Below are 13425 nucleotides of genomic sequence, written 5' to 3'. Positions count from 1 at the left end.
TGCCTACTTTTCTTTGCGGCGGCAAAGAAAAGTAGGTGCCGCCCCGCACAGGGGCAACGCTTGAAGCACGAAGGCAACACGCGGATGCCCGCGAAAACCCCAAAAAAACCAAACCGACCGAGCCACGAAGGCATAACGCTGGATGCCAGCGCAAACCACAAACAAACCATCCAGCCCGCGCCGCGAAAAAAAAACCTTTCTACTTCGAATACAAAGTCGAATCCGCAAAATGCTCCGCATCGAGCACCCGCCCAACCAGTATCAACGCGGTACGCTGAATATCCATCCCCTGCAACCTCTCAACAATATCAGCAAGCGTACCAACAACCTTCTCCTCATCCGGCCAGCTAGCCCGATAAACCACCGCGACGGGACAGTCGCCACCGTAGTGAGGCGTCAGCTCATCGACAATACTAGCAATATGCCGCACCCCAAGATGAATCGCCATCGACGCACGATGCCGCGCAAGATCCGCAAGCTGCTCCCCTTCAGGCATCGAAGTCTTCCGCGCATATCGCGTGAGAATCAACGTCTGCGACACATCCGGCAACGTCAACTCAACCCCAAGCGCGGCCGCGCAGGCCGCCGTAGCCGTCACACCCGGCACGATCTCATACGGAATCCCAAGCGCCCGCAAGCGGCGAATCTGCTCCCCAATCGCGCCATACAACGACGGGTCGCCCGAATGCACGCGCGCGACGTCCCTCCCCTTCGCATGCGCTTCAGCAAGCAGACCAACGATCGCCTCCAGATCAAGCTCAGCCGTATTCACCACCTTTTCAGCGACATTGCCGCTCAACACGGCTTCAGGCACAAGCGAACCGGCATACAGAATCACCGGACACGTGCGCACCAGGCGCTGCCCCTTCACCGTGATCAGTTCAGGATCACCCGGTCCCGCGCCGATAAAAAACACCGTCATTTCACAGCACTCCAATCTTCTTCGTTCAATGCGCGCAGCAGTTGCGCCGGACTGTCGAACTCGCGATCGACCTCAGGCAGCGAAGGACGCTGCACCATCACCACGGGCACCTTCAGTTCGCGCGCGACCTCGAGCTTCGGCTGCGTCGCCGCTCCGCCGCTGTTCTTCGTCACCAGCACATCAATGTGATTCAGCGCGAACAGCGCCCGCTCGCCGTCGATATCGAACGGGCCCCGCGCGTCGATGATGTGTGCACGCCCGTTGCCCGGATGCGCGTCGAGACAGCGCACGATCCAGTATTGATGCACAGGTATTTCGTCCAGATGCGCAAGCGGTTCGCGGCCCGACGTGAACAGCACTCGACGAAACGGACGGATCGCATCGACCAGATCATCCCAGCTGCCCACCATGCGCCAGTCGTCGCCCGCTTGCGGGGTCCAGCCCGCGCGGCGCAGCGCCCAGCACGGCACCTTGGCCTCGCGGCACGCCGCGGCCGCATTCGCGCTCATTTGCGCGGCAAACGGATGCGTCGCGTCGATCACGAGCGCAATGCCTTCGCTTTCGATAAAACGCGCAAGCCCTTCGCTGCCTCCAAACCCACCGACGCGCACTTCACACGCCAGCCCTTCCGGCACGCGACCGAGTCCCGCCAGACTATAGACATGCTGCGGCCCGAGTTGCCGCGCGATCTGCAATGCGTCGCCCGTGCCGCCGAGCAATAACACGCGCTTCATCGCGCCACTCCGATGATGTTGCCCTGCCGGTCGATCGCGAACATCTCGACTTCGACCGACGCGGGCACAATTTCGCGCGCCACGTCACGCGCGCGTGCGCAGACGATATCGCCGAGCGGCACGCCTTTTTTTCGCGCCATCGCGAGCGCTTCCTGGCTCGTGTTCGCGCCGACGATAGCGGCTTGCAACGCGGCGTCGCTCGCGGCATGTCCGGCCGACCACGCGGCGAGTTGCGGCAAGTCGATGCTCGAATTGCGGCTGTGCAGATCGAGATGCCCCGCCGCGAGTTTGCTCAGCTTGCCGAAGCCGCCGCACATGCTGAGCTTGTCGACGGGCGCGCGCTTCAGATGCTTGAGCACCGCGCCCGCGAAGTCGCCCATCTCGATCAGCGCGATATCGGGCAACTGGTAGTAAGCGCGCATCGCGTCTTCGCTCGCATTGCCCGTGCACGCGGCGATATGCCGATAGCCGTTCGCGCGCGCGACGTCGATGCCCTGATGGATCGACGCGATATACGCCGAGCACGAGAACGGCCGCACGATGCCCGTAGTACCGAGTATCGACAGCCCGCCGACAATGCCCAGGCGCGGATTCATCGTCTTCTGCGCCAGCGCTTCGCCGTTCTCGACACCAATCGTCACTTCGAAGCCGCCCGCGTAGCCATGCTCGGCGGCCAGTTCGGCGAGATGCGCGGTCATCATCTGACGCGGCACCGGGTTGATGGCCGGCTCGCCGACGGGCAGCGTGAGGCCCGCGCGCGTCACCGTGCCGACGCCCGGCCCCGCATGAAAACGCACGCCGGGTTCATCGGCGAGACGCACGCGCGCGAACACCACGGCGCCGTGCGTGACGTCGGGATCGTCGCCCGCGTCCTTGACGGTGCCCGCTTCGGCGCCGTCCTTACCGCCGTCGATCAGGCGGCAGAACACGAGTTGCATCGGCACATGCTGGCCTTTCGGCAGCACGATTTCCGCGACATCGCTCGCGATACCCGACAGCAGCAGGCGCGCCGCCGCCAGCGACGTCGCCGTCGCGCAGCTTCCCGTCGTGTAGCCGCTGCGCAGCGGCGCGGGCTGTTCGGGCGTTTCGTCGCGCATCACGGTTTGCGGGTGTCGAGTAGCGTGATCGGCAGCGCGGAGCGCCACGTCTCGAAGCCGCCGAGCGCCTGCGCCTCGGCAAGCGCGATGCGTGTCAGCGTGCCGCCATACTGCGCGCGCCACGCAACGAGCGCCGCCTCGCCTTCGAGCGTGACGGCGTTCGCAATCAGCCGCCCGCCTTGCTTCAGCGCGCGCCAGCAGGCGTCGAGCACACCATGCGCGGTCACGCCGCCGCCGATGAAAATCGCGTCGGGCGCGGGCAGGCCTTGCAATGCGTCAGGCGCCTTGCCTGCGATCAGTTGCAGTGCCGGCACCCCGAGCGCGTCGCGATTGTGCTCGATGAAACGTTGACGCTCGCCGTTCGCTTCGATCGCTATCGCGCGGCAACTGGCGTGCGCGCGCATCCATTCGATACCGATCGACCCGCAGCCTGCGCCGACGTCCCACAGCAGTTCGCCAGGCGCGGGCGCGAGGCGTCCGAGCGTCAGCGCGCGCACGTCGCGCTTGGTCAACTGGCCGTCGTGACGATAGGCGTCGTCGGGCAGTCCCGGTGTCAACGCGAGCCGTGGCGCATCGGACGACGTATCGCACCGGCAGTCGAGCGCGATCACGTTCAGCGACGCCGTCTCACCGATCGACCAGTCGTGCGCGCGAGCGTCGATCAGGCGTTCGGACGCGCTGCCCAGATGCTCCATCACACTCATGCGCGTCGCGCCGAAGCCACGTTCGACGAGCCATGCGGCGACGGCGGCAGGCGTCGCGCCATCCGCGCTCAACACGAACACGCGCGCGCCATCGTGCAAATGCATCTGCAGCGCGGCAAGTGGCCGACCGACCAGCGACACGGTCGCCACATCCTGCAACGCCCAGCCAAGACGCGCCGCCGCAAGCGACACCGACGAGGGAGCCGGTAGCACGCGCAATTCATCGGCGGGAACGTAGCGCGCGAGCGTCGCGCCGACGCCGTAGAACATCGGATCGCCGCTCGCCAGCACGCACACGGGCGTGTCGCGCCGCGCGAGCACAGGCGCGATGTCGAACGGATGCGGCCAAGGCTCGCGCGTGGCGTTCAGGCACACGGGCAGCATCGCCAGATGCCGCTCGCCGCCATAGATCACCGACGCGTCGATCAGCGCGCGCCGCGCCGTTTTCCCCAGGCCGGCAAAACCGTCATCGCCCATTCCCACCACGGTCAGCCACGCCGACATGCGTCGATCCTCATCTGCTTACTGTACTGAAAACGCTGCTGCGGGCCGTGTTTCAAGGCTGCGGCATCGTTGTGCTGTTCGAAAAAAGGCATAATACCCGTTCGCCGGTGCCTTTCGGGGCCTAAGAGGGAACACACATCACTGCGATGACCGTGACTGCCCCCGCAACTGTATGCAGCGAGTCCACGCCAACGCGCGCCACTGGAAAACCCGGGAAGGCCCGGCATGGACGACCTGTGAGTGCTTTGCATGGGACCAGAGTAAGACGCTAAAGCGTCAACTCTGGTCGACAGCTTTGCATGGGACCAGAGTAAGACGCTAAAGCGTCAACTCTGGTCGACACAGGACACCTGCCGGCCAACAGTTCGTGCCAGCCAACATCGGGCGGGGTGTACCGATGCCGAGCCGCTCTCCTTCGAGATGCCCGGGCCGTCGCGCGACGTTAACCCGGTGATGTCTTGAGCCACGCTTTCCATTCGTCCGACGCTTCCGCCTTGCGCCCTTCGGCTTGTCCGGGGCTGTTGCGCATCGTGCCCGCGCTCGACGGCGGCGGCATCTGCCGCGTGAAGCTGGCGGGCGGCGAGTTGAGCGCAACGCAGGCGTTCGCCATCGCTGGGGCGATCGACGAACACGCGTCGGGTATCGTCGACATTACGAATCGCGCGAATCTGCAATTGCGCGGCGTCAAGCACGGTCATGAAGACGCGCTCATTGCGGCGCTGCTCGACGCGGGCCTCGGCCCGCAGAACATTGAGCACGCATTCGCTGATGACGTGCGCAACGTAATGATCAGCCCAGCGACGGGCCGCGATGCGAACGCCTTATTCGACGCAACCGCGCTCGCTGGCGATCTGCTGACACTGCTGCAAAGTGACACGCGTTTCGCCGCGCTCTCGCCGAAATTTTCGCTGATGCTCGATGGCGGCGAACGTCTGATGATGCTCGATCATCCGCACGACATCTGGTTTTCGGCGATGCCGCATCCCGCGCGTTCGGACGTGTTGTTCGCATTCGGCCTCGCGGGATGTCCGCCCGTTGCTGCGGAACATGAGAGCGCGTTAGCCGCCGTTGCGGCTTCGGATCTTGCAACGTTCACGCGAGCGCTCGTGCACACGTTCCTCGACCTCGCCGCGCGGGACGATACCCGCATGCGCGATCTGCTCACCGCGCATTCCATCGAAAGCATCATCAAGCACGCCGAACGCGAGAGCGGCGTACACGTGCTGCGCGACGCGTCGATCGAACGCTGGCGCCGCGAACCGGCTGATGCATCGCGAAGGCTCGGCGGGCATCGACAAAACGACGGCGAACGTTGGCATGTCGGCGCCCAGCCCTCATTGGGCCGTATAAACAGCGCGACATTGCGCGGCCTCGCAGAACTCGTACGCGGCAATGAACGCGCGACGCTGCGCATGACGCCATGGCAAAGCCTGCTGCTCACCGATATTGCCCCAGCGAACCTAGACGCAACGTTACGGAAGCTCGATGCACTCGGCCTCGCCACCACCGCTGACAATCCGCTAACCCGCGTGATCGCGTGCACCGGCTCAACCGGCTGCGCGAAGAGCCACGCGGACACGAAGGCCGATGCCCTGAAGCTCGCCGCACACGTGCCCCAACATACGCAAGTGCATCTCAGCGGCTGCCCGCGTTCATGCGCGGCCGCGCACCGTGCGCCCTACACGCTGCTCGCAGTGGCCGACGGCCGCTACGACCTGTACCAGACACACGACCCGCGCGACCCCAACGGCTTCGGCCGATGCATCGCGCGCGGTCTGACGATCGACGAAGCCGCGGACGTGCTACACGCGTCCGCCCTTCCCCCAACTGATGAGCCATTCGATGCTTGACTACATCCGCGACGGACAGGAAATTTATCGCCAGTCGTTCGCGACGATACGCGCGGAAGCCGACCTCTCGCGCATTCCCGCCGACCTCGAAAAACTCGCCGTGCGCGTCATCCACGCGTGCGGGATGGTCGATATCGTCGGCGATCTGCGCTTTTCGGAGGGCGCGGGCCACGCGGGACGCCATGCGCTCGCCAACGGCGCGCCGATCCTCTGCGACGCGCGCATGGTCGCCGAAGGCATCACACGCGCGCGGCTGCCCGCGCACAACGAAGTGATCTGCACGCTGGCCGATCCATCCGTGCCCGCACTCGCGCGCGAGATGAACAACACGCGTTCAGCTGCGGCGCTCGAATTGTGGCGACCACATCTGCCAGGCAGCGTCGTCGTGATCGGCAATGCGCCGACCTCGCTCTTTCATCTGCTCGACATGCTCGATAGCGGCGCGCCGCGCCCCGCACTGATTCTCGGCTTCCCGGTCGGCTTCATCGGCGCGGCGGAGTCGAAGGCGATGCTCGCCGCCAATAGCCGCGGCGTGCCGTTCGTCGCCGTGCAAGGCCGGCGCGGCGGCAGCGCGATGGCGGCAGCCGCCGTAAATGCGCTCGCATCGGAGGACGAATAATGGCCGATCAGGCGAACAGCACGCGCGGGCGTCTCTATGGTCTCGGCGTCGGCCCCGGCGACCCGGAGCTGATCACGGTGAAAGCGCTGCGGCTGCTGAAGTCGGCGCACGTGGTCGCGTACTTCGTCGCGAAGGGCAAGAAAGGCAACGCGTTTTCGATCATCGAGTCGCATCTGTCGAACGAACAGGAGCAGTTGCCGCTCGTCTATCCCGTGACGACGGAAGCTCTTGAACCGCCGCTGTCGTACGAAGCGATCATCGCCGACTTCTACGACACGGCCGCCGAAGTGGTCGCGAAGCACCTCGACGCGGGGCGCGACGTGGCCGTGATCTGCGAAGGCGATCCGTTCTTCTACGGCTCGTACATGTACCTGCACGACCGGCTCGCCAACCGTCTTGCGCCGCGCTTCGAAGGCGAAGTGGTGCCCGGCGTGTGCTCGATGCTCGGCGGCGTCGCCGTGCTCGGCCAGCCGCTCGTGTATCGCAACCAGACCTTGTCGGTGCTGTCGGGCGTGTTGCCCGAAGACGAACTCAAGCGCCGTCTCGCCGCTGCCGATGCCGCCGTCGTGATGAAGCTCGGCCGCAATTTCGACAAGGTGCGCCGCGTGCTCGACGAACTGGGGCTCGCGGAACGCGCGCTGTACGTCGAACGCGCGACGATGGCGAACCAGCGCATCGTGCCGCTCGCCGAAGTCGATCCGATGGCGTCGCCCTACTTCTCGCTGCTCGTCGTGCCGGGGGAAAAATGGCAAGGCTGACGGCGCCGCCCGCAATCGTGATACTCGGCGTCGGCGCGCAGGACACGGCGCGGCGCGTGCAATCCCTTTATGACGGCGCGCAGGTGCATGGCCTGCAAGGCCGCGTCGCCGACGCCGATGTCGCGTACACGGAACTCAACGCGCATCTGCGCGAGCTGTATGCGAGCGGCACGCCGATCATCGCGTTGTGCGCGGCGGGCATCGTGATCCGCTGCATCGCGCCGCTGCTCGCAGACAAAGGCGTCGAGCCGCCCGTGCTGGCCGTCGCCGAGGATGGCAGCGCCGTCGTGCCGCTGCTCGGCGGGCTGTCGGGCGTCAACGTGATGGCGCGCGAAATCGCCGCCGCCCTCGACGTGCCGCCCGCGATCACGACGAGCGGCGAGCTGCGCTTCGGCGCGTGCGTGCTGAATCCGCCCGACGGCTATACGCTCGCCAGCATCGACCAGGGCAAGCGCTTCGTGTCCGATCTGCTCGCGGGCGAGGCGACGCGCATCGAAGGCGACGCACCGTGGCTTGACAGCGTGCAACTGCCGCGCGCCGACAACGCTCAACGCGCGATCCGCGTCACGCCGCTGGCGTGGAACGGCGCGACGGACGAACTGGTGATTCATCCGCGCAGTGTCGTCGTTGCCGTCCATGCAACGGGACCGGATGACGGCTCGTTGCATCAACGGATACTCGAAGCGGCGCAGACGCATGGGCTGGCGGCGCAATCGCTGGCGGTGCTGCTCGCGCCTGCTTCGCTGACGGGCGATTCCGCGCTTCAGCAGGCTGCCGATGCGTTGCAGGTCGCATTGCGCTTCGCCGTCGGCAGCGGTGAAGACAACGACGCGGCAGAGATGCTTCGCCAAACCTTACGCGTCCCCCACAATGCGCTCGATGCAAACGCCGACACGCCCATCGCCTTCGCCGTCGCGCACGCGCCGCTCGATCCCGCGACCGTCGGCCGCGCGCGCGGCAAGCTGAGCGTGATCGGCCTCGGGCCCGGCGACGCGTCGTTGATGGTGCCCGCCGCACGCACAGCGCTGACGCAGGCCACCGACATCCTCGGCTACGAAACCTACGTGAAGATGGCGGGCCCGTTCCGCGCGGACCAGCGCGTGCACGGTACCGACAATCGCGAGGAAATGCAGCGCGCCCGCCATGCATTCGAACTGGCAAGCACGGGACGGCACGTGGCGATGGTGTCGTCCGGGGATCCAGGCGTGTTCGCGATGGCAGCCGCCGTACTGGAAGCGCTCGACGAAGTGCGCGACGACGCGCAATACGCTGGGTGGGCGGGTGTCGAACTGGAAATCGTGCCCGGCGTGTCCGCCGCGCTGGCGACGGCGGCGCAGGCGGGCGCGCCGCTCGGCCACGACTTCTGCATGCTGTCGCTGTCGGACAATCTGAAACCGTGGTCGATCATCGAAAAGCGGCTACGGCACGCGGCCGAAGCCGATCTGGTGATGGCGTTCTATAACCCGATTTCGCGCGCCCGTCCGTGGCAACTCGACAAGGCGCTCGATATCGTGCGCGAATGCCGCGCGCCCTCGACGACCGTCGTGCTCGGCCGCGATATTGGCCGTCCCGGCGCGACATTGAAAACGACGACGCTCGCCGAGCTGAAATCCGCCGATGTCGATATGCGGACAATGGTAATAATCGGCTCGTCGACGACCCGCGTGTTCCGCCCCGCCAGGCGCGGCCGGGAATGGGTTTACACACCGCGCTGGTACGAATAGGAGCCGCTTAAACGTTTGCATCGATTTAACCCGGCCATTTATTGAAATTGAATAAAGCCGGCGAAAGGTGAATTACGGCCGCGCAAGAAAAATGAACTAAAGTTTTTTCATAACGCGACGTATACAACGATTATCTCCGGCCACCGCTTCATTCGCCCATCATGCAAACCAGTGAAGTCACTGTCGACACAGACGCGAGCGCGCCTGTCACCGCTGCGCGTCAGCTTTCGCCCGATGCCGTACCCGTCGGCACGCCGCTCGAGTTTCCGATTATCGACAGCGATGGTGCGCTGCTGTTCGATCGCGGCGCGATCGTAATCGGCGCGGATGAGCACCGCTTCCTGTTCCAGCATTTCAAGCCGCAGCGCGGCGACCTGGACACCGCGTACGACGACGGCACGCCCGCCGCGCAGGCGGCAGCCAAGCCAGGCGACGCCGAAGCGCTCGCGCTCAAGGACATGCATCTGACGATCGGCGCGCTGATCGGCGTGCGCTCGCAGGTCGGCATGGGCGCGCCGATGCATCCGTCGCGCATCATCGGCTTTGCGCCGAACGAGTCGCTGTTCGTCACCCCGCCGCTCGTCGATGGGAAGCCGATGGCGCTCTCCGTCGGCGAGAACGTCGAGATCGTCGCGATTGCGAGCCAGGCGGTGTTCCGCTTCGTGTGTACCGTCGATTCCGTCTGCCAGGTGCCGTTCCACTATCTCGTGCTGTCGAAGCCGGGCGTGGTCCGCCGGCTGCGCGAGCGCAAGTCGGTGCGCGTGCGCGCGAGCCTGCCGCTGCGCTTCAGCGTCGAGGCACAAGGCTCGGGCTACGAAAGCCTCGGCCTCGTGCAGAGCGTGAGCGCGATGGGTATGTCGTTTTCCGCTCCGTGGACGGTCGGTGACGTGGGTAAGCGCATCCGCGTCGCGTTCACGCTGCGCTCCAAGGACATGGAGACGCCGATCGAAACCACGGCGACCATCCGCAATGTGCAGCCCGGCTCGAAGCCAGGCGATCCCGCTACGCACGGCATCGAGTTCGACCAGCTCAATCAGGTCGAGCAGATGGCGCTGAAAGTCTATGTGTTCGACCGGATCGACGATGTGATCTTCTGGACGAGTGGACCGAAGTAACGCCTGGCGTTGCACTCGCGTATGAAAAAACGGCCCGGTCATTTGCGTGACCGGGCCGTTTGGCTTGTGGGCCGCCTCGACGTCGGCGGCCCGCGTGAGCGCTATTACTGCGCGGGTGCTTTTTGCAGCGATTGCGGCATCTGCCACTGTTGTCGCTGCGGCGGCTGTTGCAGCTGCTGCAACTGGAGCTGTTGCGCTTGCGGCTGCGCTTGCTCCTGTTTCATCTGCTGCGGCCGTGGTGACTGCGGCGCGGCGGGAGCGGCGGGAGCAGCCGGCCCTGCTGAAACAGACTGCCCGCTCACGCGAATCTCGACGCGTCGATTCGGCGCCAGACACGCGATCACAGCAGCGGACTTCCGTCCCGGGCAGGTTGCGATCGGCGCAGTCGATCCCGCACCGCGCACGTCGAAGCGCGCGGGGTTCAGCCCGCGTTCCTTCAGCGCGTCCGCTACAGCCTGCGCACGACGCCGCGACAGGTCGCGGTTGTGCGCGACCGAGCCGAAGCGGTCCGTGTAGCCGATCACCGTGACGACATCGATCGATTGCGCGCGCTTCAGATCCGTTGCGAGCGCGTCGATCGCGGTGGTGCCATCCGCCTTGAGCTTCGCGCTGTCGAAATCGAACAGCGCGTCGGCGGACAACGAGATCGGCGTGGCGGCCTCGACGACAGGCGGCGGTGGCGGAGGCGGCGGAGGCGCACAGTGATCGAGCTCCTGATTCACCTGCACGCTCAGCTTCTGCGCGCGCTCGATCTCTTCCCAGCCGTGCACCCAGCGCGTGCCGTGCGTTTCGTCCTGCTCCTTCCAGACTTCGTCGGTGAGGGCAAGCAAACGGCCCGCCGACTCGCCCTTGCACGTCGATGCCGACACCCGCGCGTTGGTTGCTTCGATCGCGCGGATCGCCTGCACCCACTTGTCGCGTGTGGGCCAGTTCTTTGCCGTGTATAGCGGCTCCCACGGCACGCTCTGGTCGATCAGGTAGCGCGCGTTGCCCAATGCCCGTTGCGCGGCATTGTTATGGACGCGCGAAACGAGCACGTGGCTGTCCTGACGCTCAGCGATTTCGAGGAAGCCTTCCGCCACACCTCGACGGTAGGGATCTGCGATCTTCTGCGCGGCAGGCATGAGCGCCTCGGCCTGGCTGTTGATGCTGGCCGCGAACGCAGGGGCTGCCAGCGCAGCGGCGAGCGTCGCAGCAAACGTGAAGCGCGCGGTTCGTCACCTGGTTGTTGATGTTGGTGATGTTGCCGCCAATGTTGTTGACGGTGTTGCTCAGGATCGACACGTTGTTCGAAACGCTGTTCACCTTCGCATCTTCCGACATCAGCTGGCTGACGTTCACCGCATCCGTTGCGCTATAGCCGGCCGCCACGTTGGTGATCCGACGCTCCGATCCGACGCCGCCGATCGACAGTTCGCCGCTCGCGGTTCCCGCGGACAAAGCGGCGTTGCCTGCGTTGAAGCCGGCCGATCCAAGCGTGGACGAGTTCGCGACGGAACCCGATCCCAGCGCAACCGATTTCGGACCAGTTGCGCTCGCACCTGCGCCAAGCGCGACCGAATTATTGCCCGCTGCGCTCGCCATGGCGCCCTGTGCAATTGACGCGCCACCCGAAGATACGGCCGCCGCGCCAACTGCAATACTCTCCGAGCCCGATGCCTGGGAATCGGTTTGCGTCGAATTGGCGTGGAAATACTTGGTGCTGCCACTTCCAATTGCGGAGTTCAACTGGGAAACAGTCACGGCGTCCGAACCGTTGATGCCAGCGGAAAGGCCTGTGAGGCGGGCGTCCGTCGTCAGTTGAACGAGCTTGCCGTTTGTGCCGCCCGCACGCAGATTGAGGGTCTGGTTCGACCCGTCCACCCAGAAAGCCGTTCCCTGCGCTTCCATGATGGTCATGTCGTGGCCGCTAGCAAGGATGTTGTTCGCCGCGGCGCCGCAGGTCGTCAGCACCGACGTTCCCGTATAGCCCGAAATGCTAGTCGTCGACTTGGTGTCCCAACCCGTCGCGCAAACCTGGCCCGCCTGCGCAGACGTCGCTCCCAGCCCGCCAACGCCCACGATCCCTGTGGTTGCCACGACAAAGCCGGCGCTCCCTGCCAGAATCGATCGCGCCTTTTTCTTTTTACCTGTCGCGTTCTCCTGCACCGCAACCCACGTTCCCGTCGATTCGTTCCATACTGACCGGTACGTCTTATTCATTCGTATTCCTTATTTTATTAAAGATATTTCCTGAGGCTCCCCGGCAACCGTATGGGGTTCGAAACCGGACCTTGTTACATCGACGGAAAATCCGTCCGTCACCGTCTTTCGACTACGACAGAGGACAAACCCGCGCCGCGTTCGTATCCATCGCGCAACAAGTGAGAACAGCGCGACCCGACTGATTGAATTTCCAATCAATTGAGGGCGATCAATTCTCAGGTCATGAACGGTATGGGAGATGGTTAATCGACGGAAATAGGACCAATCCCAATAGGAACATTCGAAGGAGGATTTCGAAAAACGCCCACATACGATCCTACAAATTTCTATGCAACGTAGGCGTTGTCCTTCGCAATTCTTACAATGTCATCTTTAGAATATGTATTCCTAATCAAAACAGCGCGCAGCCATTCGACAGTGAAATACCAGATGGGAAACAAGTACTACGAGACGATCGCGTTGTCTCGGCGGTCAATCGGACCGCACGCAGGCAAGCTTCAGATTGGGAGGAAGAAAATCAGGAATGCCGACGCGCGGCCGTACCGCATATCTAGCCGAGCAACTCGTGCGGCCTGATGCACTCGCCGCCCCACGCTTCGGCAAGCCGCGCGCAACGCCCCGTTCGCACCCCGCTGTCATGCTCGAAGTCGACGAACTGGACACGATCGGCCGCCGCTGGCCGCATGGGCGAGCCGCTGCTGCGGCCATCCGTGAAAATCCATAGACAGCGTTGCTGTGCCGGATGCTTGCGCGCCGCCCGTTCAAGCAACGCAGACGCCGTTTCGATACCCAGCACGAAAGGCGTGCCGCCACCGCCGCCGACCGACGCGAGCCACCGTTCGTTCCACCAGTGCGGCACAGCCGGGCCGAAACGCACATCCGCCCCAACTCCGCCAAAACACACCAGCGCCACCTCCGAGCGCGTCGCGCGCGCCTGATCGAACAGCGCGACGAGCAGCCCTTTGGCGAGCGCCAACCGTTGGCCGGATAGCATCGAATGGGAGCAATCGAGCACGAAGCAATGCAGCACGCCGCCGCGTGCTTCTTCATGGACGAAACGCAGATGTTCGCTGCGCAATCGCGCATTGCGTTTCGCCGCGAGCGTGCGCGGCCATGCAATGCGTCGCGCGCCGGCCGAACCGCCTCGCGTTGCATCGCCCGCGCCTTGCCGCCATCGAAAACCGCTGCGCATC

General features: G+C 64.7%; 12 protein-coding genes and 1 riboswitch. Of the genes, 5 read left to right on the top strand and 7 right to left on the bottom strand.

Annotated elements, in window-relative coordinates; genetic code table 11:
- Positions 1-199 precede the first annotated feature (199 nt).
- The 4 genes from cobM to cbiE are packed head-to-tail and all read right to left on the bottom strand — an operon-like array spanning position 200 to position 3961.
- Entirely contained in the window at positions 200-922 is a 723-nt protein-coding gene (gene cobM, locus SB822_RS41630) for a precorrin-4 C(11)-methyltransferase (RefSeq protein ID WP_079488863.1), read from the bottom strand.
- Positions 919-1656: a cobalt-precorrin-6A reductase gene (locus SB822_RS41625; RefSeq protein WP_410857449.1), complete on the bottom strand. Its 738-nt coding sequence runs from the start codon at positions 1654-1656 to the stop codon at positions 919-921. Before SB822_RS41625 ends, cobM begins: the two co-directional genes overlap by 4 nt.
- Positions 1653-2753 carry a cobalt-precorrin-5B (C(1))-methyltransferase gene (locus SB822_RS41620; protein WP_114222733.1) on the bottom strand — a complete coding sequence of 367 codons (1101 nt, stop codon included), beginning with the start codon at positions 2751-2753 and terminating at the stop codon, positions 1653-1655. Before SB822_RS41620 ends, SB822_RS41625 begins: the two co-directional genes overlap by 4 nt.
- Positions 2753-3961: a precorrin-6y C5,15-methyltransferase (decarboxylating) subunit CbiE gene (cbiE, locus tag SB822_RS41615; protein WP_114222734.1), complete on the bottom strand. Its 1209-nt coding sequence runs from the start codon at positions 3959-3961 to the stop codon at positions 2753-2755. Before cbiE ends, SB822_RS41620 begins: the two co-directional genes overlap by 1 nt.
- Positions 3962-4049: 88 nt before the next feature.
- Positions 4050-4334: riboswitch (cobalamin riboswitch) on the top strand.
- An 85-nt stretch (positions 4335-4419) separates the two neighbouring features.
- On the opposite strand from cbiE, the gene cobG reads away from it, so the two are divergent.
- The 5 genes from cobG to SB822_RS41590 all read left to right on the top strand — a co-directional run bounded on the left by cobG (position 4420) and on the right by SB822_RS41590 (position 10027).
- Complete coding sequence (cobG, locus tag SB822_RS41610; protein WP_410857448.1) at positions 4420-5811, top strand: precorrin-3B synthase; 1392 nt, start codon at positions 4420-4422, stop codon at positions 5809-5811.
- Positions 5804-6430, top strand: a complete 627-nt coding sequence (locus SB822_RS41605) for a precorrin-8X methylmutase (protein WP_410857447.1) — start codon at positions 5804-5806, stop codon at positions 6428-6430. Before cobG ends, SB822_RS41605 begins: the two co-directional genes overlap by 8 nt.
- On the top strand, positions 6430-7188 hold the full coding sequence (locus SB822_RS41600; RefSeq protein ID WP_024162817.1) for a precorrin-2 C(20)-methyltransferase: 759 nt from the start codon (positions 6430-6432) through the stop codon (positions 7186-7188). The genes SB822_RS41605 and SB822_RS41600 overlap by 1 nt, the downstream gene beginning before the upstream one ends.
- A complete protein-coding gene (cobJ, locus tag SB822_RS41595) occupies positions 7176-8912 on the top strand; it encodes a precorrin-3B C(17)-methyltransferase (RefSeq protein ID WP_410857446.1) in 1737 nt (578 codons plus the stop codon). Before SB822_RS41600 ends, cobJ begins: the two co-directional genes overlap by 13 nt.
- A gap of 161 nt (positions 8913-9073) precedes the next feature.
- Positions 9074-10027: a flagellar brake protein gene (locus SB822_RS41590; RefSeq protein ID WP_410857445.1), complete on the top strand. Its 954-nt coding sequence runs from the start codon at positions 9074-9076 to the stop codon at positions 10025-10027.
- 104 nt (positions 10028-10131) lie between these two features.
- Here SB822_RS41590 and SB822_RS41585 read toward each other — a convergent pair whose 3' ends face one another.
- The 3 genes from SB822_RS41585 to SB822_RS41575 all read right to left on the bottom strand — a co-directional run bounded on the left by SB822_RS41585 (position 10132) and on the right by SB822_RS41575 (position 13424).
- Positions 10132-11151 (bottom strand): OmpA family protein, encoded by a 1020-nt coding sequence (locus SB822_RS41585; RefSeq protein WP_410857444.1) that lies wholly within the window; start codon positions 11149-11151, stop codon positions 10132-10134.
- Positions 11081-12229: an ESPR-type extended signal peptide-containing protein gene (locus SB822_RS41580; RefSeq protein ID WP_410857443.1), complete on the bottom strand. Its 1149-nt coding sequence runs from the start codon at positions 12227-12229 to the stop codon at positions 11081-11083. Before SB822_RS41580 ends, SB822_RS41585 begins: the two co-directional genes overlap by 71 nt.
- 553 nt (positions 12230-12782) lie before the next feature.
- The gene (locus SB822_RS41575; protein WP_410857442.1) at positions 12783-13424 is read right to left on the bottom strand and encodes a vWA domain-containing protein; all 642 of its coding nucleotides are present in this window, start codon (positions 13422-13424) and stop codon (positions 12783-12785) included.
- Between the last annotated feature and the right edge of the window lies 1 nt (position 13425).

The organism is Paraburkholderia sp. SIMBA_054, assembly GCF_046534875.1.
Lineage (GTDB): Bacteria > Pseudomonadota > Gammaproteobacteria > Burkholderiales > Burkholderiaceae > Paraburkholderia > Paraburkholderia hospita.
Note: the sequence above shows the minus strand (reverse complement) of the source record. Positions and strands in the feature narration are given on the sequence as shown.

Coding starts and splice junctions, on each gene's coding strand:
- SB822_RS41580 (WP_410857443.1), bottom strand. CDS start 12,229: ATGAATAAGACGTACCGGTCAGTATGGAACGAATCGACGGGAACGTGG.
- SB822_RS41575 (WP_410857442.1), bottom strand. CDS start 13,424: ATGCGCAGCGGTTTTCGATGGCGGCAAGGCGCGGGCGATGCAACGCGA.
- SB822_RS41600 (WP_024162817.1), top strand. CDS start 6,430: ATGGCCGATCAGGCGAACAGCACGCGCGGGCGTCTCTATGGTCTCGGC.
- SB822_RS41605 (WP_410857447.1), top strand. CDS start 5,804: ATGCTTGACTACATCCGCGACGGACAGGAAATTTATCGCCAGTCGTTC.
- SB822_RS41620 (WP_114222733.1), bottom strand. CDS start 2,753: ATGCGCGACGAAACGCCCGAACAGCCCGCGCCGCTGCGCAGCGGCTAC.
- SB822_RS41625 (WP_410857449.1), bottom strand. CDS start 1,656: ATGAAGCGCGTGTTATTGCTCGGCGGCACGGGCGACGCATTGCAGATC.
- cbiE (WP_114222734.1), bottom strand. CDS start 3,961: ATGTCGGCGTGGCTGACCGTGGTGGGAATGGGCGATGACGGTTTTGCC.
- SB822_RS41590 (WP_410857445.1), top strand. CDS start 9,074: ATGCAAACCAGTGAAGTCACTGTCGACACAGACGCGAGCGCGCCTGTC.
- SB822_RS41585 (WP_410857444.1), bottom strand. CDS start 11,151: ATGCCTGCCGCGCAGAAGATCGCAGATCCCTACCGTCGAGGTGTGGCG.
- cobJ (WP_410857446.1), top strand. CDS start 7,176: ATGGCAAGGCTGACGGCGCCGCCCGCAATCGTGATACTCGGCGTCGGC.
- cobM (WP_079488863.1), bottom strand. CDS start 922: ATGACGGTGTTTTTTATCGGCGCGGGACCGGGTGATCCTGAACTGATC.